Source organism: Pseudoalteromonas sp. OANN1, assembly GCF_024124685.1.
GTDB lineage: Bacteria > Pseudomonadota > Gammaproteobacteria > Enterobacterales > Alteromonadaceae > Pseudoalteromonas > Pseudoalteromonas piscicida.
This window is the reverse complement of the sequence record NZ_JAMXSE010000024.1, coordinates 64,485-87,002: the sequence shown is the minus strand read 5'-3', so window position 1 is coordinate 87,002 and position 22,518 is coordinate 64,485. Positions and strand designations below refer to the sequence as shown.

Sequence of the window (22,518 nt, the reverse complement as noted above, 5' to 3'; positions counted from 1 at the left end):
GTTAAAGTTAAATGATTAACTGCCTTGTACTGCCAATGTGAAATTTGTGAGTATATTAAAACGATTACATCTCATCACCACAAACCAAGACACCACATTTGAAGAAAAAGTGACGGCGCTGCTGACTCTTGGCCTCGATGTCTTTGAGCTTGACATTGCAATCGTCAGTGAAATTCAAGCTGATATATACACAGTAAAGCATGTGATCACTCCAGATAATTCTTTGTTAGCAGGTACGGATTTTGAACTGGCAAACACCTATTGCTGGCACACTTTACAAGCTGACAGCGCACTGTCTTTTCATCACGCTGGTACCAGCGAAATTGCCACTCACCCTTGCTACGCAAACTTTGGCCTAGAGAGCTACATTGGTGCGCCGATTATTGTTGATGGTAAACGCTATGGTACCGTCAACTTTTCCGCATCCAGCGCCAAAGCCCAAGCGTTCAGTCAAGAACACTTAGATTATGTGAGTTTATTAGGTCAATGGATTGGTGTTGAAATTTCTCGGCAAAAGGCGTTAAAAAAAATACAACACCGATCACAAGCATTAGCAGCGATGAGCCGTCTTGCTGATATTGGCTCATGGGAAGTCGATTTTAAAAAGAACAAAGTGTATTGGAGCCAACAAACGCGATTCATTCATGGTGTTGATGATAACTTTACACCAACACTCGACAATGCCATCAGCTTCTACAAACCCGGCATTCACCAAGGAAACATTAAACAGGCTATAGACGACGCCATCACCTCTAAAACCAAATGGGACATAGAATCCATTATTATTGATGCCAACGGCAACGAAAAGTGGGTCGCCTCTCACGGTCAAGGTGAATATGAAAATGGCGAATGCGTTCGGGTTTTTGGAGCAATTCAAGATATTGATGAACAAGTCAAAATGCGTATTGCATTAGAGCAAAAGCGCGAAGAAGCGGAGCAACTTCTTAAGACCCGAAGTGAATTTATCGCCAAAATCAGCCATGAATTAAGAACCCCGCTGAATGGCTTAGTCGGCATGCTGCAAGCGTGCCGAAAAGAAACCGACATAAAAGAAATCAAGAGTAACCTGAGCGTCGCAGTCAACAGTGCAGATATGTTGATCACATTGATAAACGACGTATTAGACTTCAGTAAGTTAAATAGTAACAACCTGAAGCTAGACAATACCGCGTTTGATCTTCATCAACTAGTCGAACAAGTTGTAGGCCTGTACAGCCCAGCCTGTCGCGAAAAAGGGCTTTCAATCAATTTCCATATTCATAACCAAGGCACAAATTGGCTCTATTCAGATCCGACTCGAGTTAAACAAATTATTGCAAACCTCGTGAGTAACGCCATCAAATTTACACCAACGGGTAGTATCGATATTTATGCCGACGTACTGGGTAGTGAAACTTCACCAGTTCTACAATTAAGCGTCTCAGACACAGGCATTGGGATTGCCAAGACCAATCAAGTACATCTTTTTCAGCCATTTAGCCAAGGCGATGCCAGTGTAAGTCGGCATTTTGGTGGTACTGGTCTTGGCCTTTCAATCGTATTTGAGCTTTGTAATTTGTTGCAAGGCGAAGTACAGGTAGAAAGTGAGTTGGGTAAAGGAAGTACCTTTATCGTTACCTTCCCTATAGAGTTTGCAGACGAAGCCGACGACGTACAAGAGCAAAAGACTGAAGAGCAGCATATTTCCTTATCAGAATGTAAAATCCTGCTTGTAGATGATAATCAAATCAACGTACTGGTGATGGAAAAGTTACTAAATCAGTTTGGTGCAACGCACATTGACAAAGTTTATAACGGTGAGCAAGCCGTAAAATCATGCCAAGACAAAACCTTTGATATTGTGTTTATGGATTGCGTCATGCCGATTATGGATGGCTTTGAAGCCACTCGCAGTATTCGTAGGCTTGCAAAAGATAAACGCCAAGGGCCGCATATTATTGCGTTGACTGCCAATACTTCTGAGTCCGATAAGGCAGCCTGTTATGAAGCCGGCATGAATAACTTTCTGTCTAAGCCAATTCAGCTTGACGCACTAAGAGGCGCGCTTGAGCCCTTCACGCAATAAAAAAGGAGCTTGACCTCGCTCCTTTCGTGTTGTGACGTAGCGGTATTATTCCGCTGCTTTTTCTTTGCTCGCTTTAGTGCCGTTACTGCTCTTCTTCGATTGACCAGTGCGGTTAAAGATCCCTAAGCGAATTCGAATAAAGTGTAAAATCTCTCTCGCCACATCAATGTCTACAGCCTGTTCAAGCCCTTCAAAACCTGGACTTGAGTTTGCTTCACAAATTTTAAAATGCTCTTCATCGAATAATAAGTCGATGCCAGCAACATCTAGATTCAGGATATTAGCGGTTTGTGTTGCTAGCCATTCGATTTCAGGGGTGATCGGGTGTGGGCTACCTTTTGCACCTAAACTGACGTTGGCCTTAAAGTTCTTACCGCCAGAATTGCGCTCCATACAAGCGACAGCACGGCCACCGATGGTCAATACACGTAAGTCTCGACCATGACTCGACTTCACAAAACGCTGCAAAATGATATTCGCTTTTGGATTTGTCGCTTCAATGAGTTGCATCAAATCATCAAATTCACCGCGTGATTTAGACAAAAATACGCCGCTGCCCTGCGAGCCTGATAGCGTTTTAATCACGACCGGGAAGCCTATTTGCTTCTCTACCAGTTCAATATTTACAGGGAACTTAACCAACATAGTTTTTGGTGTTGGTAAATTTTGCTCTGCAAGGATCTGCTGAGCATACAGCTTATCTTTTACGGTTTCGATAGACTGTGAAGAGTTAAAACAATGTACGCCTAAACGTTCAAGGTGACGGATAATCGCAAGCGTAAAGTAAGTCGTGCCTGCACCCATACGCGGCAGTACAAAGTCAGGTAACGCAACCGGCTGACCATCAATCAGAATACTTTCTTCATCTTCTCTGGTTACCAATAGATCGAATTGATCAGGTGAGTAAACTTGAAGATCAATACCTTCTTCCTTTGCCACCGCCATCAATCTATCTATTTCATAAATTTCAGGTTTTAACAAACTGGCAGAGTCTTTGTAAATGATCCAACCGCGCATACGAATTGCCCCTTGAGTAGCGGAATAAAAGGGTCGCTGTCGACACGAATCGTTAAGTGAAAACACCCAAGCAGGTTCGTGTATCACCGGCCCCTAAACAAAAGCGCGATTATGTGGACTCACTCAAAAACAGTACAGCAAAAAAAATTTATCGACACAATCTAAAAAACTACTCACGATTTTCAAAGTAAGATTGTGTCCCGTGAGCTTCCAAGGCGCTCTCAATACGTTTTAACGCCAGTTTGTATACAGCATCTCGCATCTCAAGGCCTTCATCACTTCGCAGCTGCCACGCCGCTTCAAACGCACTCGATAAATATTGCGCCAATTTATCTTGCACAGTTTGCTCGTCCCAAGCCTCTCCTTGGCGATTCTGACACCACTCAAAATAGCTTACGATGACTCCGCCAGCATTAGCTAAAATATCAGGGATCACTATCACGCCCTGCTGATGCAAGATTTCGTCGGCGTCCGCCTCAATGGGTCCATTGGCAATTTCGACAATATACTTTGCCGATACTGCTTTGGCGTTATCTCGGGTGATTGCGCCGGATAGCGCTGCGGGCACCAAAATGTCTACCTCCAGCGCGAGCAGCTCTTCATTACTCAGCACTTTATGTTCAACGCTTTCACAGACCGAATCATCACAGTACACGGCTTTAAGCGCTTTGTTGCGTTGCTTTTCTTGATAAATGCTTTCTATATCTAAGCCATCTTTACAGTAAATCCCGCCTTTTGAATCGCTTACTGCAACGACTTTATAGCCCGCTTGCTGCAACAGCCTTGCACAGTGATAGCCACCATTACCAAAGCCTTGAATAGCTACTGTTTGTTCTGCTTTATTCCAATTATTTTTTTCACTAAGCCGCTCTATCATTAAAAATGCACTGCGACCCGTGGCGGACTCTCGCCCTTCACTCCCTCCGAAAATAAGCGGTTTACCAGTGATCACGGCTGGACTTTTTTTACGGACGATTTTCTCGTATTCATCCATCATCCAACCCATGATCCTGGCATTGGTGTACACATCCGGTGCGGGAATATCTTGATCGGGTCCAATAAAATCAGCATTAGCTCTAATATATGCTCGAGCAAGGCGCTCAAGCTCCATCGGACTCAGTGATTTAGGGTCAACGGTTACGGCACCTTTACCACCGCCAAATGGCACTCCAACCGCCGCACACTTTAGTGTCATCCAAAGGGCTAAAGCTTGCACCTCACTCATATCAGATTCTTGGTGAAAGCGTATTCCGCCTTTTGTTGGACCTAGCAAATCATTGTATTGACAACGATATGCCTTAAAATAGTCAAGCTTACCGTCATCACGACGAATTGAGATATTGCTCGACAGCGTTCTTTGAGGCTGGGCTAACGCTTGATAGGTAGACTCGTTAATTCCTGTTTTTTCGACTATATGATTTAATCTTTTCAACGCGTCTTTTAGTAGATCCGTACTCATCCTTTCCTCGCTTATTTTTTAATTCAACAAGTAATTGTATGAGTGCATGGCGCAAAAAGATCAAGTCCATCAACAGGGATTAATAATTATGCGATTTCCTCTAAAAAGTAGGAAGGTGCATCGTTTGGCGCTAGTAAAAAGCATTGTTTCTTCGCTCTGGTTAATGCCACGTAGAATAAGCGCCGCTCTTCTGCGTCAGGAAATGCCCCTTGTGCTGGTAAAAGCGCATCGACAAATGCTGGCGTTTTTACCTGTGACGGAAAGTTTCTATGCTTGAGACCAAATACTATCGTAAAGTCTGCTTCAGTCCCTTTAGCACCGTGAAAGGTGTTATGTGAAATAATAAGCTCGGGATAGAGCTGCTGCCACTGCTCAATCTTTGATTTATCAGGTAATGCTCTGTGATTTCTCGCCAGTAGGGCAACGGAAGCTTTTCCTTCGTTGCGCTGCTCGATAAGATTGAGCAGTTGTTGCGCCTGTGACAATTCGTCATCCACCATAACTTTCACCACGCCCTGCCCTGCCACGCCGGTGGTATGAGAAGTGATATGCTTGGTTATTTGTTCTGGATTGCGGCAAATAAACTCACTCGCCGTGTCTAAAATGGTTTGAGGATAACGGAATGTTTTATCCAAATATGTGGTCGTCGACTTACCAAAATATCGAGTAAATTCGGTGGTTAGGCGCATATCGCCACCACTAAAGCGATAAATAGCCTGCCAATCATCACCAACGGCGAACAATTGCGAGCCAGCTTTTTTATCTAGCAGCACCTGGATGAGCTTTGCCCGCACACGGGAGATGTCTTGAAATTCGTCGACCAAGATGAATTTCCATGGTGAAACAAACTGACCAGATTCGACGTAATAAATAGCCCGCTCCAGCATGTCATCGAAATCGATGCTAGATTCATTGCTAAGATACAGCTGATATTCCGCAAGAACAGGCATGACCACACTCATTTGATTGCTAAATTGCGTCAGCAGTTGCTCAACCTCCCCCATGATTTGAGCATGCTTCATCAATGGTAATACCTGACTTATCAGGTCTATCGCCTGTGACGCTTGCTGTGTACTCGAACTTTTCAGAAATAGCGCAAAGTCTCGCTCAAAGTGGCTTTCTTGTCGCAACGACTGCACTGTGTCTGCAATAAATTGTTTAAATAGTTTTTTATCCGTTGCTAGATTTGAAATTGTCGGCTTTGCCCCGGTAACCGCTTCGATGATCTGCATGCCAAGCGAATGAAAGGTAGAGCAATTTAAAGTATTACAGAGAGGCTGACAGCGCTGACGCATCTCCGTCGCAGCATCATTACCATACGCAAGCAATAACAGCTCATTCGCCTGAGCTAATTTGCGATGCAAGAGATACCCAACTTTGGCCTTGATAACGCTTGTCTTACCCGTACCTGCGCCAGCAAGCAGTAATTGCCTGTCATCCTGGATCACACAAGCCTTACGCTGAGCTATTGTAAGGGGATTTGATTCAATGCTGTCAAAATAGTTAGCGTCTTTTGCCAAGTAGTATTCGACAAAAGCAGACTGAAACTCCGAAACCTCACGCTCATTCCAAAGTGCAATTTCTCGCACTGTTGCTAATTGAGGCTTTAACGAACTTGGCACGATATTGTCATCTAGGTGCTGCCAGCTGGACCATAAGGCACTGCAAACATGACACACTAGACTTTGATTATGATGACTAAGATATCGACGCGTTAATAACTGCTCAATTTTACGAGCTTTGACTTGCAAGTGCTTGCCATGGTGTAAAATCCACAGTCGTTGCAATTGTTGCACTAACTCATCTGCACCTTGATTTTTAACACTTAACACATAGGTCTCGTGACCCTGTTTAAACAGGACTTTTTGAGCAAGCCAACCACGCAGAGGTGCTGGCGGGACTGTCATAGCGCTAAAGGGAATGAAACTGTCAGCTGTTTTCGACTTAAGGTGAAGGCCTTCTTTCGTACACTTGGCACCACGTACCCCATAAAACAGTCGACTAAAGAGATGTAATGCTATCAATTGGTAAATCAGACAAAGTAATTCCGTTGCGACCATGCTAGCACGAAACCCAAAAACGCGCTTAATGAAATTTTGTCATCGCTATTTATTTTTTATTAATTTCAATGAACTAATCTAATACCTAGCTAACAGATTGTGCGACTCAATATTTGAGAAGGCAGGCGAATGAAGCCTGCACATTAACATATCACGCAGCTGTTATTGTAGTTAGCTTTGTTTTAGCCGCTAACGTTGCTTTACCAACCAGCACGAGCACCACTGCACCAATAATCACAGGCGTAAATAAAAAGCTCCATCCCTCTAGTGCCAACATGATCAGTATTGGATTCGCGCCAGCCGGTGGGTGGGTGGTTTTTGTTACTAACATACTAAATACGCCAAGCCCCGTTGCTAATGCCAAAGTGAATTCGTTAACACCGATATACTGCGCAAAAATAATCCCGATTGTAGCGGTAATGATATGTCCAAAGATGACATTTTTAGGCTGCGCAAGTGGACTTTCAGGCACACCAAATACCAGCACTGCCGTTGCGCCCAAAGGTGCCATTAAAAAAATATGCTCAGCACTTATCGTTTGACTAAACGCCAATATTGCAATTGCGATAAACGCCCCCGCTCCAGCAATTAAAGCAAGTTGTATTTCTCTCATTGTATTCTTTCCCTTTCCAAAAAGTAGACCAACCTGTCTACCCCGCAAATGGTAGACAAACTGGTCTACTTCTGTCAACCTATAATCACGCTAATAAACATGGCTGGCTGATGAGTACAAAAAGACAACAACTGATCGATTGCGCAATGAGACTGTTCTATCAACATGGCATTCATGCCATTGGTATTAATGAAGTATTAAAGTCATCTGGTATTGCTAAAAAAACCCTGTACAACCATTTTGAGAGTAAAGAGGCGCTGGTGCTTGCAACACTTGAGCAGCGCCATCACCTATTTATATCTTGGTTATCTCGTTGCCTCGAAAATGCTCAAACGAATGAACAGCTCACAGAGCAGCTATTTTCAGCACTAGATCAGTGGATTAGTAATAAAGTGGAGGTGCTAGGCGATTTCCGTGGTTGTTACTTTATCAACACGGCGGCAGAATTTGGTGAGCTCACCAGTCCAATTAATCAACTATGCCAGAGGCACAAACTTGCGGTAAAAGCGTTACTTAAACAATCGCTCAACGACGCTGATGATGCCGCTGTCGAGCGCCTGTTTCTATTGAGCGAAGGGATTATTTCAACGGCCTATACCTGTCACGATACGGGCGTGGCCAAGCGGGCACTCAAGAATTAAGATATTTTTCCACCTCTGTAAAGCAAGATGCAAACTTGCTTGGCACAAACTCGATAATGTCATACCGAGCCACTTCGGCGACATAAAAGGGATCTTGACGAACAATGTCAAGTAGCTCAGCTTCACTACTCGCCTTTGCCAAAATAACCCCACCAGTTCGTGGGATTTTTCTGCCAGAGGCGATAAAAGTGCCATTGGCATAAAAACGTTCTAAAAACGCAATGTGAGGGGCAAGCAGCGGCTCTACCTGTTCAATTTCGGTAACATAAGTAAGATTAACAATAAATATTGAAGCTGACATTAAGCTATTTTCCTGTGTGATCATGGTTCTGATTTGGGTGCTTTTTTACGTTGTTCTTGTTTGGCTTTCGCGACATTTTTAAAAACGGGTGGTGGAATAGGAAAAAGAGAAATGAGCGGCATTAAAGCCAAAAATAGATAGGCGCCTTTTGGCATTTTTTTGGCCCATAGCACGACCTTAAAAAGTAAAAAGGACGCGATAAAAATCGCCGCAAATAACAACAATACTTCTGTGACCCCTATATCCATTATTATCTTCTCATCTATTTAACCTGAGGTTTGGATAACGAATGTTCTAACTCATTGCTGCTAAAACACAACTTAGTTTTTCTCCTTGTCTAGCCAGAGAGTTTTAGGGGAAACACCGCTTCCGCGTCCTGCTCTCGCTAAGGTACCTACATCCTGTAGGCAAGGCGAATCCACTTCCAATAGCTGGCTATTGGAAGTGAATTCAACGCAGTTAGCGCTAAAACTGGCTGCTAGAAAGGCATTGATTATCCACAGCTCAGGTTATTCAATAAGCTGGATATGGAGATAAGATGGGTAAAAAGCAAGCGATGTAAAACAAATAAGATACGAACGAAAAAAGGCCCTCTGGGCCTTTGGATTTTAGTTACTTTGGGATAATCTGCGATCAGTACAGCATCGCAGAAACTGTGCTGTGATTATCAATCGCCATCGCGATACTTAGGACTGTGATATTGACTATTGAGAATGCAAATACTTGCCTCGCCCAACCATGTAAATCTAAGTCTCTTTGGTATCCTTTTAGCGCCATCAATAACCACCAAAAACTGGTTGTACAGGCCACCGCCATAAATGCTATGCCGGTATAACCGCTAAGCGGCAGTAACATCACCACGAGTGCATAAATGGCAATATACAAAACAATATGATGCTTAGCCTTTTCAACACCTTGCGCAACTGGCAACACTGGAATATTCGCGACCCGGTAATCTTCAAAACGGAAAATCGCAATGGCGTAAGAATGTGGCATTTGCCAAAGACAAAACATCAATAATAAAATGGCAGCGCCAGAGTCAAACACCCCGCTTACCGCGCAGTAACCAACCACAGGAGGCACTGCCCCTGACAGGCTACCAACCACCGTGCCATACACTGAGTTTCGTTTCATGTATAAGCTGTAAACACCGACATAAATAAAAAAACCAAATGCGGCAAAACTCAGCGCAATCCAATTGGTGAAATAGGCTAAGAGCCCAAAGCCAGATAATCCGAGTACCAGACTATGTGACAGTGCAGCAACTGAGGAAATTTCCCCAGTTACTGTCACGCGAGTTTTAGTGCGAGCCATTGCCGCATCGATATCCCTGTCGATGACATTGTTAACTACACAACCTGACGCAACGACCAAAGATAGCCCTAGTAGAGTCAAAGCAAATAGCAGCCAATCAACTTCACCTCGAGAGGCCAATAAAAAGCCTCCTGCGACTGAAATCAAGTTTCCCATAATGATCCCAGGTTTTGTCACCTGAAAATAACGACGCAGCATGACTACTCTCCTGTTAATACATCATCATGGCGTTCGATTCGTAGATGATCCAGACCGACAGCCCCACTACCATCACAATAATCAACGCACTAAAGATAAAGGAAAGCGTGCTTGCCTTGCCTTCTTCCGTAACAAAATTCAGGTGTAAAAAGTACTTTAGGTGCACCCAAATTTGCACTAACGCCGCTGTCACTAACGTCCAGAATGTCGTGCTAGATGACAAGCTGCCACTCATCACGGCAGCAAAAGGAATGGCTGTCAAAATGACGGATAACACAAAACCAATTAGATACGACTTCACACTACCGTGGCAGTCGTGTTCATGCTCATGAACATCCATCTGTGCTAACGCTTGAGATTCACTATGGCTCATTACATTGCCCCCATTAAATAAACAACGGTAAATACACAGATCCACACGATATCTAAAAAGTGCCAGAACAAGCTTAAGCAGCTCAAACGCGTTACCGTTTGTGGCTTAAGACCACGACGTGTCACTTCAATCATCATCACTGTCATCCAAATCAAGCCTGCCGTCACGTGCATGCCGTGCAGACCCACCAATGAGAAGAAAGAAGTCAGAAAAGCACTATGCTGCGGTCCATGACCATGTACTATTAAGTGATGGAATTCATACACTTCCATACCAATAAACACCGCACCAAAAGCAAATGTCACCGCAAGCCAAGATAAGGTTTGCGACTTTTTCTGTTTGTTTGCCGCTATCATGGCAAACCCAAAGGTAATACTACTTAACAGTAGGGCCGCGGTTTCAACCGCAACAAAACCCAGCTCGAATATGTCTTTGCCAGACACCCCACCTGCCGTGTTCATGTACAACACAGCATAAGTGGCAAAGAAAGAGGCAAACAACAAACAGTCCGTCATCAGATATAGCCAAAAACCGAATACGGTATTTGAACCTGTGTCATGATCTGCATGCTCGTGAGCATCTTCTAACGCATGTAGCGTAGCGGGAGTAATTGCACTCATGAATTAACCCTCCTGTAATGCGCGAGAAAGGTGGGCAGACTCAATCTGCTCAATCTCGTCAACCTGAACATAATAATCAACGTCTCGGGTGTAACAACGCTTAATAAATACCGCGATAGCACTGACAAAACCCACCGCTGCTAACCACCAAATATGCCAAATCATGGCAAAGCAAAACACGGTCAATGACGCGCTGATAAGCACTCCAGCCGGGGTATTTTTTGGCATGTGAATAGGCTGATACTGTGCAGGCTTTTGATATGCCTGTCCCTGCTCTTTCATTTCTGTCCAAGCGTCAATATCGTCAACCACAGGGGTTTTCGCGAAGTTGTAGTACTGCGGTGGAGAGTCCGTTGACCATTCTAACGTATGCCCATTCCACGGATCGCCTGTGGTATCTTGCAATTGCTCGCGGTTTTTGTAACTCACCACTAGCTGTACCACTTGGAAGATGATCCCAAACATAATGATAAAGGCACCAATACACGCGATGTATAGCCAAATGTTCCACTCTGGCGTGTTGGTATGATTTAGGCGACGTGTCATGCCTAAGAAGCCAAGCATATAAAGCGGCATAAAGGCCACAAAAAAACCAACTAGCCAGCACCAGAACGAGGCTTTACCCCAACGCTCATCAAGCTTGTAACCCATTACTTTAGGGAACCAGTAAGCAAAACCCGCTAGATAACCAAACACTGCCCCACCGATAATGGTGTTATGAAAGTGTGCGATCAGAAAAAGACTGTTGTGCAGCACATAGTCCGCGCCAGGAATTGCAAGCAATACGCCGGTCATCCCACCAACGGTAAAGGTCACCATAAACCCTAATGTCCAAAGGACCGGCACCGTGATCCGCAAACGACCGCGATACATGGTAAATAACCAGTTGAAGAGTTTTACTCCCGTCGGCACCGCAATGACCATCGTCATGACCCCAAAGAAAGCATTAACATTGGCGCTTGAACCCATAGTAAAGAAGTGATGTAGCCAAACAATAAAGCCCAAAATAGAAATCGCACCGCTGGCGTACACCATCGACTTATAGCCAAACAGGCGTTTGCCTGTAAAGGTTGAAATAATTTCTGAGAAAATCCCAAACGCAGGCAAGATCAAAATATAAACTTCAGGGTGACCCCATGCCCAGAACAGATTGATATACATCATGGCATTACCACCGGCTTCATTGGTGAAGAAGTGGAAGTCCATATAACGGTCAAGCGTTAGCATCGCTAGCACCGCAGTAAGAATCGGGAAAGACGCCGCAACTAGGATATTTGCCCAAGTACAAGTCCAAGTAAAAATAGGCATTTTCATTAGCGTCATGCCAGGTGCACGCATCTTAAATACGGTTACCAAGAAATTCACGGCGGTGAGCAATGTCCCAAGTCCGGATATTTGCAGCGCCCAAATATAGTAATCAACCCCGACACCTGGACTAAACGACAACTCAGACAATGGCGGGTACGCCACCCAACCAGTTTTTGCAAACTCACCAAATGCCAAGGATAAATTGATCAGAATTGCCCCGCCCGCCGTCAGCCAAAAACTGAGGTTATTCAAAAACGGAAAAGCAACATCTCTAGCACCAATTTGCAGTGGCAAGATGATATTCATCAAACCAATCATAAATGGCATCGCCATAAAGATGATCATGATCACCCCGTGTGCGGTGAAGATCTGGTCATAGTGCTCAGGAGGTAAGTAACCAGCAGCGCCGCTTGTAGCCATCGCCAACTGTGTACGCATCATGACGGCGTCGGCAAAACCACGCATTAACATAATTAATGCCAAGATAATGTACATCACGCCTAGGCGTTTATGATCGATTGAAGTGATCCAATCGTGCCACAGCACGCCCCATTTTTTGTGTTTTGTGACCATTGCCGCCACAATTAGACCGACAATCGCCACCACAGCTAACGTCACCATAATGATGGGTTCGTGATAGGGGATTGCCTCGATGGATAATTTACCAAACAACGACATAATTACTCCTCAGCCTTGCCGTGATGTGGATGCGCAGCATGCTCTGGTTTAGCGTAATAACTCATTTCGCCATGGCCCTGCATGTACTTCATAACTATGGTGTGGAATAAGCCCTGCTCTACCGAGCCAAAATATTCAATGGGGTGATATTCCGAAGGCTCAGCCAGTTTCGCATAACGACCTGCGGTTAAGGCTTCGCCGTTTGCTTTGATGTCGGCAACCCAGTTATCAAAACTTGCTTTGTCTTTGGTCGCAATGGCATCGAACTTCATACCCGTAAAGCCCGCTCCACTGTAGTTAGCAGAAAAGCCTTTGAACGTCCCCGGCTCGTTGGCAATCAGGTGAAGCTGTGTTTCCATCCCTGCCATCGAGTAGATTTGGCTACCAAGCTGTGGAATAAAGAAAGAGTTCATGGTGCTTTCGGAAGTGATTTTGTACTCCACTGGTACATTCGCTGGAAACACCAGCTCATTCACTGTGGCAATGCCTTGCTCTGGATAGATAAATAACCACTTCCAGTTTAGCGATACCACCTGAACAGTGAGGTGTTCACCCTTACCTTCCAACGGCTTGTACGGATCAAGTGATTGTGTAGAGCGCCAAGTGATCACCCCGAGTACAATAATAATCACAATCGGAATGGTCCAAACCACGGCTTCTATTTTGTTAGAGTGAGCCCATTTAGGTGCATAGATCTCGTGGTCACGACCGTCTCGGTACTTCCACGCAAAATATAAGGTAAGAATAATAACTGGTACTACAACGAGTAACATCAGTACAGTGGCAATGATGATCAAGGACTTCTCATCCATGCCAATTTGCCCCTTGGGATCTAAAATGCCACCACTACAGCCGGTGAGCATAAACCCCAATGAAGCGAACGCATAATTCACAACACTACGTTTATTCAATTGATTACCCTTCAACGATAAGCTGCGGCTTATTTATCAAGCACGCTGAGTATCTATTTGTGCAAGCTATGCTGCACAAGTTCGAATTGCACTGTATCCACCAGGGAAAATGCATTAGTGAAGGGAAACGCTCCTTTGATACCAGTCACTAACCATTTACCAAATAATCGATACAGTAAACGGACAATCACATTTGCTAAGCTTACAATTCGCCCTAAAAGGACTGTAAGTAGCCGATTAATGTAATTGAAACTGAATTGCTGACTGCTGATCCAAATCGCGTAAATCAAACGCACTGGACTCAAATATTGCGATTACGCAAACAGACAGCGGTACCCAAAAGGAGGAGCACGACAACCATGTGCGCTAGGCACCGGTTGAGGTTGAATAGCCTCAGTAGAGGCGAATGCCGTTTTACGCAGCACGATGCCCGCGCGTGTAGGCAAAATAGTATGGAAAACTAACCAATAAAGACCTATCAATAATTGTAATGACAAGATAGGCTGAGCCCAAAACTCTCCGAGCATCACCAAAACAGAGTCAGGTAGTGAATTATCTGCAAAAAGTGCTTCTAATTCAGCTACATCACCTAGCATGCCAGTGAATAATAATGCCGCGTTAAACATCATCAATGCGCTTAGCACACTGAAAATACGACCGAATAACTGCGCACGCGTCATCGCACAACCTTGATAGGTTGTGTCGTTAGTAGTAGCGGTTTGTCGAGCATAGCTTAACAGTGGCACAGATTATCCTGATGTTTTTATCTTAATAGAATTGATTAGTTCAGAACTTTCAGTCTAAACTGAAAATTCGCAGCGAGTATAACAAAGTCGTTATTCGATTCAAGCGATATCTGCAATGATCTATATCAAATTTTCTTGATCTATCCCTAACCTCCATTCTTCCCTAAGACAAAACCCTTACACTTACTTATTAACAATAGTTCTCATTCACAATCATTTACAAAACGTGAATATTAACATTTCTATTAACTATCAATCAGATAGCCGTCTGCACAGCTTAACACCTTATTCATCTCTTGTTCATGCTATTTATTTTTGGTTCGTTCTAAGTATGATCCCCGCCAATTGACATCGCTGTCATTTTAACTAATTCTTTGTTACTAGAGGAACTCATGAAGCAGCTGAATAAACTCCTAGGTTTGATGAAAGTGCCCAATAAACTCAGACTCAGTCTGCTTTTGTCTGTCGTGATCATTGCCCTTGTGCAGCTCTCATCAGCGCTCGTTTTACGAGACAGCTTAACGTACGAAAGGCGCATTAATGCAAAAAATCTAATGGAAACCACAGTTGCACAACTTAATATGGTTGCCACCGAGACCTCGCTCACTCCACAACAAAGACAAGAAAAAATAAAAAAGCTCATTGATGCTGCACGCTATGGTGATGCAGGCTACTTCTTCTTATTTGACTTAAACGGGAATATGGTAACGCATCCCATTAAGCCACTACTCAACGGCACCTCAATGACTCACCATCATGAACGCTTTATTCGCGAGGCATTCAGCCAGTTCGTCGTCATTGCCAATCAAAATCAACAGGGCTTTGCCCAATATCAATGGCCAAAACCGGGGACAAAGGAGCTTGAGAGCAAGCTCTCTTATATTGTTAACTTAGGGCACTATAACTGGGCAATTGGGACAGGCATTTACCTGCAAGACGTTGAAGAACAGTTTTATGACCGACTCATGTTGATGACTGCTGAAACGCTCGGCTATGCGATCTTACTTATTTTCCTCTCGAGCTTGATCAGCAAAAATATTACCAAGCCACTGGATAAGCTCACCCGCACTATGGGACTCATTTCAGCGCAAAAAGACCTCACCATTGCACTGAAAAGCCACGGTAAAGACGAGCTTGCCCAAATGGCTATCGCATTTAATAAAATGAACTCGCATTTTCGTGATGTACTGCATGATATCAACGAAAACACCCATTCTTTGGCTTCCCAAGCAGAGGAGTTATCCTGTATTACCGAGCAGATCCAAGCTGGTATTGGACAACAAAACAGTGAAACAGAATCAGTGCAAAACCGCATGCAATCGCTTAATCAAGTGGCACAAGCTGTCAATAATGAGTCAAAGCGTGCGCTTGATAAAGTGACAGAGACAACCACACTGACGACCCAAGGGCTGACGCATGTAGACGAAAATGTAGCAGTCATAGCGCATGCCTCTCGTAGCGTCGACTCAGCGCAACAAGCTGTGCTCGAACTACAACGCTCATCAACCGAGATTGGTGCAGTGCTTGATGTCATTAAAAAAGTGGCAGATCAAACTAACTTATTAGCATTGAATGCGGCCATCGAGGCTGCCAGAGCAGGAGAACAAGGTCGCGGTTTTGCCGTGGTGGCCGATGAGGTAAGAACACTAGCTCAGCGTACGCAACAATCTACCGATGACATTCAAGCGATCATTGATAAACTGCACAATGGTGTTGCCACAACCGTTGAAGAAATGGAGAGCTGCCGTGCAGCATCCGAGCAAAGCCTCAAAGTGAGCCAAGAATGTAAGCATGCACTGGAGCAAATCAACCTCTCCATCGCAACTGTGCATGATATTAACGTTAATATCGCCACCTGGAGTGAAAAGCAATCCGAAGATCTTAATGAGATGACTGACAACATCAGTGGTATCGCAACAGTGGCAAACCAAACCGCTCTTGGCGCTGAACACACCAAAGCGTCGAGTCAGCAATTAAGCGAAATGTCACAACGACTCTCACAAATGGTAAATGAATTTAAGGTGTGACCTTGCACCTATTCGCACAGGCGGAAGTGCGTACTTCCGCTGAGAGATGTTGGGTAGCAAATGGATTTAGCGCGCCAGTCACAACCTGCTCGGCGGGTAAACCACCGTTATATCAGACTGGTTTTACTCCAGAGTAGGAGCTGCTTCATGCAGCGATCTTTAAAGCCCTTTCCCACCTCTAAATACACACCAGTTACAAAGCTTCTCAGCGGATAAACCACCCACCAAACTGATTTTACTTCAGAGTAGGAGCTGCTTTACGCAGCGATCTTTAAAAGCCATCGTCACACAACCCCACCCAACAAAATCCACAGCGATTAATCAGCATAAGGATAATGGACGTGACGCTGCTCTTGTAATTTCATACCCAAATATTCAAAGGTCCCCACCAGCATCTCAGTAAATGGTGCCGGTGCTTTTTCTTGGCATGAGGTCGACAAGATAGAAAACTGCTTTTCACGTAGTGTTCTAAGCTCAGGCTTTAACGCTTCGATGTCCATAAAGTCGGTTATTCTGTCGATAAATGCCTTCATTCTTGGTGTCACTGCATACCAATAAACGGGGGATGCAAAAATGATGTGCTCAAAACCAAGTACCCATCTAAAAAGGTTAACAAAGTCATCATCACTGTGAGAGTGTTTGTAGCAATACTCACCAATTTTATAACGGTCTAAATAGATGAGCTCAGCTCTTTTTTCTTCTGCTAGTGCCTTTGCAGATTGGTAGGTATTTCCATTGGGGTTTGAGCTTGAGTAAATAACGACTGTTTTCATAATCTTCAATTCCAGTTGCACTAATAATAAATTGGGTGCTACCTTAAAACCTCACCTTAAGTTAAGGTAAAGTACTAATTTATGAAAACTGAAAAATTATTAAGAGACGAGCCAAACCTCAGCGTCGGTAAGGTTGCCCAAAGAGCTGACGTTGCGGTGTCTGCACTGCATTTCTATGAGAACAAAGGGCTTATTCGCAGTTGGCGTAATAACGGTAATCAGCGCCGTTATAAAAAGGATGTGTTGCGCCGAATTGCCATTATTAAAGCTGGTCAAAAAATGGGGATAACCCTAGGGGAGATAAAAGAAACCCTTGATACCCTACCCGATTCAAGAACACCAACCAAAGCGGACTGGGCCAAACTTTCTACAGCCTGGCAAGCAAAGCTGGACGAAAAAATCGCTTACATGCAGCGCTTAAGAGACTATGTCGATGGTTGCATTGGCTGTGGCTGTTTGTCGATGAAATCATGCCCTATCTACAACCCCGATGACATCGTTGCCAAAGAGGCTAACGGTGCAGTGTGGTTGGATGAGCCAGACAAAGCAAATAAAGCAAAATCTTGTTATGATAGCGAAAACCATTAAATAGGACACAATAATGAAAAAGACTGCCTTGTGCATGGCGCTAGCCATGGCAATGGGCCTAACTGGCTGCTCACTTTCTCCTTCGTCTGTCGAGACGACGCCTTCAGCTTCACAGCAAACAGTAGCAACAAATGCACAATTCGCTGACTTTTCTCAGCAATTTATCAATGACTTATGGAAACAGTACCCAGAAGCGTCGCTCTGGGCAGGCTTTGGCAAGTACGACGATATTATCACGGTACCAACCCAAGCGACTCGTGATGCAAGTGTTGCCTTCTCTCAGGCGCAACTGGCTAAGTTACAACAGTTCGACCTTGCTAACTTAAGCAATAGTCAAAAAATCGATTATCACTTGATTGAAAATCGCCTAAAACGCGATATCTGGCATATTGAAACCTTTAAAAGCTGGCAGTGGAATCCGTCAAACTACAATGTTTCTTATGGCTTTGCGACGATACTCAACAGCCGCTTTAAAACGGATGACGAAAAGCTCAAGCTCGTTTTAGCACGTCTTCAATATGTGCCAGCGTATTATGAAGCAGCACAAAACAATATTAACAATCCAACGCTTGAATATACTCAGCTTGCGATTGCACAAAACCAAGGCGCATTTAGTGTATTAAACGACGAGTTGCTTGATAAACTCGCGACTTCATTATTAACAGCCGAGGAAAAAGCCCTATTCAAGCAGCGCTTCGCTGCCGCGAAATCTGCCATCAATGGATATGTATCTTACCTTAGCAACCTTGAAAAAGAGTTAAGCGAAAACGGTAATGCGCGCTCATTTAGAATTGGTGAGAAGCTGTACGAAGAAAAATTTGCCTTTGATATTCAGTCTGGCTACACCGCCAAGCAAATGTATGAAAAGGCAATGGCCGACAAAGCCCGTGTTACTAATGAAATGGTTAAGATTGTTGATCAACTCTGGCCAAAGTATTTTGCTGACAAGCCACGCCCAAAATCTGACATTGATGCGATTGCCACGCTTATCAAGCATCTTTCGGTCAAACACGTAAAGCGTGAAAACTTTGTGAGCGAAATCAAGGCGCAAATTCCAGAGCTTGAAAAATTTGTGATGGAAAAGGATCTCATCACGCTAGACCCTGAAAAGCCGCTAGTTGTTCGCGAAACGCCTGAATATATGCGCGGCTTTGCTGGCGCTTCAATCAGTGCTCCGGGCCCATACGACAAAAAGGAGAACACCTATTATAACGTGTCTCCGCTGGACTCAATGAGCGACGAGCAAGCTGAATCGTATCTACGTGAATACAACCATTGGATCCTGCAGATCCTAAATATTCATGAAGCCGTGCCAGGCCATTACACTCAGTTGGTTTACTCTAACGAATCTCCGTCTTTGGTGAAGAGTATCTTAAGCAATGGCGCGATGATTGAAGGGTGGGCAGTATACACTGAGCGCATGATGCTAGAAGAAGGCTATGGTAACTTTGAGCCTGAAATGTGGTTAATGTACTACAAGTGGAATCTACGTGTGATCTGTAACACTATCCTAGATTACGGTATCCAAGTAAAAGGAATAAGCAAAGAAGAAGGCTTAGATCTGTTGATGAATGGGGCTTTCCAAGAGCGTGCAGAAGCCGAAGGTAAATGGCGCCGTGCAACCTTGAGCCAAGTACAATTAACCAGCTATTACTCTGGTTATCGCGAAATTTACGACTTCCGTGAAACGCAAAAACAAATGCTTGGAAAGGAATTTGACTTAAAAGCATTCCATGAAGAATTCTTAAGCTTTGGTAGTGCTCCGGTGAAATATATCCGCCAGTTAATGGCGAAGTAACACAATAATGCCAGCCTCATGGCCGACATTGTTTTTCGAAAAATTGATATCTCCCGTAGGTCGGCCTTTAGGCCGACTAACGTTTAAACCCAAAGTCTACCCTTTAAACGTTGGGGGATTGTCGACCTAAAGGTCGACCTACTTTACTATCTTCATTTCATCTAACAGGTTTTGCGCATTATCAACCTTATCCATTACCCATAACATGTAACGCGAATCAACATGGATTGAGCGGTTTAGGTTTTTATCGTAATCCCAGTCACCAATAATGCTTTCATATACACCATCAAACAGTAAACCTACTAACTCCGCTTTCCCATTTAAGGTTGGCGAGCCCGAGTTACCACCTGTGGTATCCACGTTAGAAAGGAAATTCACCGGTACGGTATTCATGCCCCCTGTATATTGACCATATACTTTTTCGCGGATCAATTGCTGTTGCTTTTTCGGCGCGTTAAATGGTTCAACATCGGTATTTTTAGCCAGTAACCCTTCAAGCGAAGTAAATGGCGTTGCCACTAAGCCATCTTGCGGTGAGTAGCCACCTACCGTACCGTAAGTGACACGGAGTGTGCTGTTAGCATCTGCGTAAACTGGCTTATTTTGCGACTTGTTGTAAGCAATAATGGCTTCCATCAAAGCAGGACGTGCAGATTGCTGCTTACCAGCCAATTCTTTTTCTTCATCTTCGATTTGCTTCATCACTGCAAAAATCGCTTTTGCATATTGAATGAATGGATCAGAACTTTGATTTAACTGCTCAAGCTCTAAATCTAACATCCAAAGACGGGCTTTTTCATCAGCAAGCTTAGAGTTGGCATACATCTCATCAAGCAGCGCTTGGTGCTTTGCTTTATTGAAGCCGTTTTCAAGTTGAAGCTGCTTATCGACTTCAGCTAAACGCGCTTCTTTTGGCAAGGCTGCATAAAGCTCCATGAAGTAAAGCATAATCGCTTTATCAACTGTTCCATCATAGCGGCGTGTCATACGCTGAAGCCCCGCTTTGATTTTTGGCATATCACGTTCTTGATAACCACTCTCACGTTCAGCATCAGGCTTTTGTTTTTCAACCGCCAAGCGGTAAAGTTGACGCGCAGTAGACATCATTTGCGAACGGTGGATATAGCCAACCATCATATCACGCTCATAATGGGCTTGAGATTGAGCAACCAACTCGCTCAATTCGTTTAGCACAGCACCATACTTTGCTTTACGGTCTGCATCGGCATTGATCCAAGTGCTAAGATCGCGCTCAAATTGCTGCTTGCGGCTGTACATACTGCCTTTTTTGAAGCTCTCAATCATAGAGCCAAAGTTTTTGATGTAGTTGTTGTAACCTGCAATGGTGCTTTCATAAGCGATACGAGCTTGTGAACCTTCTGGTGCATTTTCTTCAATCAGTGCCACATACTTTGAGTTATGTTTACGTACCATGGGGTAAACCGTGTTAAACACATAATCTACTTCAGAAGCAATACGATAACGGTTGGTACGACCCGGATAACCCGTCACCATTACAAAGTCGCCCTCTTGCACGCCTTTTGCACTCACACTCAAGAATGACTCTGGGTTGTAGGGTACGTTATCTTTAGAAAACTCAGCGGGTTTACCATCTTTACCCACATATGCACGGTAAAAAGCAAAGTCGCCGGTGTGACGAGGCCACATCCAGTTATCTATATCGCCGCCATATTTGCCCACGCCCATCGCTGGTGTGTATGCCAGACGGACATCTTTTATCTCAAGCGATTTAATGAGGTAATATTCCAATCCACCATGAAAGGTATAAACATTACAGCGATAGCTTTCATCTTGCTCACACTCGGCAACAAGTTGTTTGCGCTTACTGTCAATGGCATCAAAACGTGCTTTACCGGTCAGTGAGTCCGTCCCAGCATTAACTTTATCCGTTACGTTCGACACTTCTTTTGTCACATAAACGCGTGAGCCCGGTGCCGCTGGTAAGTCTTCACTTGGCTGTTTTGCTAAAAAACCATTCTCAAGAATATTGTTATCTGTTGTTGAATTGTATTGAATAGAGCCGTATGCACAGTGATGGTTTGTCACCACCAGACCTTTAGGAGAGACAAATGACGCCGTACAACCACCTAAGCTAATCACCGCATTCATCGGGAACTCAGTGAGTTTTGAAATTGACTTAGCATCTATCTCTAGCCCTTTAGACTTTAAAATAGATTCAAGTTCAGGTAGCTGATGTGGTTGCCACATACCTTCATCGGCAGCAACGTACTGAGAAAAGGCCAACACCATGGCCGCGGAGATAGCTTTAATACGCATATTCCAATCCTAAATGTTATATTATTTTAATTGCGGTCAGTAATGTGACCCAAGATAGCGCCAAATAGCAATTTATTTCGGTGGAATTCGATAAACCGATGTAAACAACCATGCAGAAAATACCAAGATAAAACGCCTAGTTTTCACTTTTTTAACGAAACATCTCATCGGTTAATTCAAAGGCCTCCCAAGTCGCCTGTGCTGAACCAATTTCTTCTAAAATGCGCCCTTTAACTCCTGCAAATGCTGAATTAGAAATCCACATTTTTACCTCACCTCCTTCACCAAACCCAAAAATGATGAATGGATTCACAGCATCATCAACACGTCCTGATGCAAATGTAACAGGAGTCAATTCGTCAATTATATGGTAGGCTTTCTTCCGCTGAACTTTGAATGAAGCTCTGTAGAGTTTTGCTTGCTTGTAGTCTCGCCATTCAACATCCACTTTATGTGGGATTTCAGCAACCCAAAACGATCCTTTTTTCTGAGCATTTCCCCAACAACAGCCTATCGCTCCTGCAGGTGGATAAAATTTATCATCAAACACTATTTTGACCATCAAGTCACTATTTTCATAAGCTGAAATACCTATATCCAACTGTGCTAGCTCGGTATGTGAAGAGCAACTGCAAAGCAGTATTAATGCCAGTAAAACGGTAGAGAGCTTATTGAACATCCTTTTCTCCAATTCGAACATCCCAGTCTCATTCGTTTTAGATATTAACTT

General features: G+C 44.0%; 20 protein-coding genes. 5 read left to right on the top strand and 15 right to left on the bottom strand.

The genetic code is table 11. The annotated features are described in order from the left end of the window. Positions 1 to 46: 46 nt before the first annotated feature. Positions 47 to 2,065 (top strand): ATP-binding protein, encoded by a 2,019-nt coding sequence (locus tag NH462_RS18070; RefSeq protein ID WP_010375497.1) that lies wholly within the window; start codon positions 47 to 49, stop codon positions 2,063 to 2,065. A gap of 45 nt (positions 2,066 to 2,110) precedes the next feature. On the opposite strand, the gene NH462_RS18065 is transcribed toward NH462_RS18070, so the two are convergent. The 4 genes from NH462_RS18065 to NH462_RS18050 form a co-directional block, all read right to left on the bottom strand. Then, entirely contained in the window at positions 2,111 to 3,082 is a 972-nt protein-coding gene (locus NH462_RS18065) for a RimK family alpha-L-glutamate ligase (RefSeq protein ID WP_010375495.1), read from the bottom strand. 169 nt (positions 3,083 to 3,251) lie between these two features. Then, complete coding sequence (locus tag NH462_RS18060) at positions 3,252 to 4,541, bottom strand: Glu/Leu/Phe/Val dehydrogenase (protein ID WP_253107015.1); 1,290 nt, start codon at positions 4,539 to 4,541, stop codon at positions 3,252 to 3,254. Positions 4,542 to 4,627: 86 nt separating this feature from the next. Continuing rightward, entirely contained in the window at positions 4,628 to 6,601 is a 1,974-nt protein-coding gene (locus tag NH462_RS18055; RefSeq protein ID WP_253107013.1) for a UvrD-helicase domain-containing protein, read from the bottom strand. 151 nt (positions 6,602 to 6,752) lie between these two features. Continuing rightward, the gene (locus NH462_RS18050) at positions 6,753 to 7,214 is read right to left on the bottom strand and encodes an HPP family protein (RefSeq protein ID WP_010375489.1); all 462 of its coding nucleotides are present in this window, start codon (positions 7,212 to 7,214) and stop codon (positions 6,753 to 6,755) included. Positions 7,215 to 7,324: 110 nt separating this feature from the next. Between NH462_RS18050 and NH462_RS18045 the strand changes: the two genes are divergently transcribed. Further along, positions 7,325 to 7,855 carry a TetR/AcrR family transcriptional regulator gene (locus NH462_RS18045; protein ID WP_253107011.1) on the top strand — a complete coding sequence of 177 codons (531 nt, stop codon included), beginning with the start codon at positions 7,325 to 7,327 and terminating at the stop codon, positions 7,853 to 7,855. Here NH462_RS18045 and NH462_RS18040 read toward each other — a convergent pair. The 8 genes from NH462_RS18040 to NH462_RS18005 all read right to left on the bottom strand — a co-directional run bounded on the left by NH462_RS18040 (position 7,845) and on the right by NH462_RS18005 (position 14,304). After that, on the bottom strand, positions 7,845 to 8,156 hold the full coding sequence (locus tag NH462_RS18040) for a YciI family protein (RefSeq protein WP_017218864.1): 312 nt from the start codon (positions 8,154 to 8,156) through the stop codon (positions 7,845 to 7,847). The two genes, NH462_RS18045 and NH462_RS18040, sit on opposite strands and share 11 nt — an antisense overlap. A gap of 20 nt (positions 8,157 to 8,176) precedes the next feature. Next, on the bottom strand, positions 8,177 to 8,404 hold the full coding sequence (locus NH462_RS18035; protein WP_253107009.1) for a hypothetical protein: 228 nt from the start codon (positions 8,402 to 8,404) through the stop codon (positions 8,177 to 8,179). A gap of 385 nt (positions 8,405 to 8,789) precedes the next feature. Beyond that, positions 8,790 to 9,668, bottom strand: a complete 879-nt coding sequence (gene cyoE / locus NH462_RS18030) for a heme o synthase (protein WP_045965423.1) — start codon at positions 9,666 to 9,668, stop codon at positions 8,790 to 8,792. A 13-nt stretch (positions 9,669 to 9,681) separates the two neighbouring features. After that, a complete protein-coding gene (gene cyoD, locus NH462_RS18025) occupies positions 9,682 to 10,041 on the bottom strand; it encodes a cytochrome o ubiquinol oxidase subunit IV (RefSeq protein WP_253107007.1) in 360 nt (119 codons plus the stop codon). Next, complete coding sequence (cyoC, locus tag NH462_RS18020; protein ID WP_010606488.1) at positions 10,041 to 10,661, bottom strand: cytochrome o ubiquinol oxidase subunit III; 621 nt, start codon at positions 10,659 to 10,661, stop codon at positions 10,041 to 10,043. Before cyoC ends, cyoD begins: the two co-directional genes overlap by 1 nt. A 3-nt stretch (positions 10,662 to 10,664) precedes the next feature. After that, positions 10,665 to 12,647: a cytochrome o ubiquinol oxidase subunit I gene (gene cyoB, locus NH462_RS18015; RefSeq protein WP_253107005.1), complete on the bottom strand. Its 1,983-nt coding sequence runs from the start codon at positions 12,645 to 12,647 to the stop codon at positions 10,665 to 10,667. A gap of 2 nt (positions 12,648 to 12,649) precedes the next feature. Further along, positions 12,650 to 13,510 carry a ubiquinol oxidase subunit II gene (gene cyoA / locus NH462_RS18010; protein ID WP_253107029.1) on the bottom strand — a complete coding sequence of 287 codons (861 nt, stop codon included), beginning with the start codon at positions 13,508 to 13,510 and terminating at the stop codon, positions 12,650 to 12,652. Between the two features lie 362 nt (positions 13,511 to 13,872). After that, positions 13,873 to 14,304: a hypothetical protein gene (locus tag NH462_RS18005; RefSeq protein WP_253107004.1), complete on the bottom strand. Its 432-nt coding sequence runs from the start codon at positions 14,302 to 14,304 to the stop codon at positions 13,873 to 13,875. Positions 14,305 to 14,696: 392 nt separating this feature from the next. Here NH462_RS18005 and NH462_RS18000 point away from each other — a divergent pair, with 392 nt between their 5' ends. Next, a complete protein-coding gene (locus NH462_RS18000) occupies positions 14,697 to 16,331 on the top strand; it encodes a methyl-accepting chemotaxis protein (RefSeq protein ID WP_010375470.1) in 1,635 nt (544 codons plus the stop codon). Positions 16,332 to 16,648: 317 nt separating this feature from the next. On the opposite strand, the gene NH462_RS17995 is transcribed toward NH462_RS18000, so the two are convergent. Beyond that, on the bottom strand, positions 16,649 to 17,104 hold the full coding sequence (locus NH462_RS17995; RefSeq protein ID WP_010375468.1) for an NAD(P)H-dependent oxidoreductase: 456 nt from the start codon (positions 17,102 to 17,104) through the stop codon (positions 16,649 to 16,651). Between the two features lie 81 nt (positions 17,105 to 17,185). On the opposite strand from NH462_RS17995, the gene soxR reads away from it, so the two are divergent. Beyond that, positions 17,186 to 17,692 (top strand): redox-sensitive transcriptional activator SoxR, encoded by a 507-nt coding sequence (soxR, locus tag NH462_RS17990; RefSeq protein ID WP_010375466.1) that lies wholly within the window; start codon positions 17,186 to 17,188, stop codon positions 17,690 to 17,692. A gap of 13 nt (positions 17,693 to 17,705) precedes the next feature. Further along, a complete protein-coding gene (locus NH462_RS17985; RefSeq protein ID WP_010375464.1) occupies positions 17,706 to 19,490 on the top strand; it encodes a DUF885 domain-containing protein in 1,785 nt (594 codons plus the stop codon). A 138-nt stretch (positions 19,491 to 19,628) separates the two neighbouring features. Here NH462_RS17985 and NH462_RS17980 read toward each other — a convergent pair whose 3' ends face one another. Continuing rightward, positions 19,629 to 21,788: a S46 family peptidase gene (locus tag NH462_RS17980; RefSeq protein WP_253107002.1), complete on the bottom strand. Its 2,160-nt coding sequence runs from the start codon at positions 21,786 to 21,788 to the stop codon at positions 19,629 to 19,631. A 151-nt stretch (positions 21,789 to 21,939) separates the two neighbouring features. Further along, a complete protein-coding gene (locus NH462_RS17975) occupies positions 21,940 to 22,467 on the bottom strand; it encodes a hypothetical protein (protein ID WP_253107000.1) in 528 nt (175 codons plus the stop codon). Positions 22,468 to 22,518: the final 51 nt, after the last annotated feature.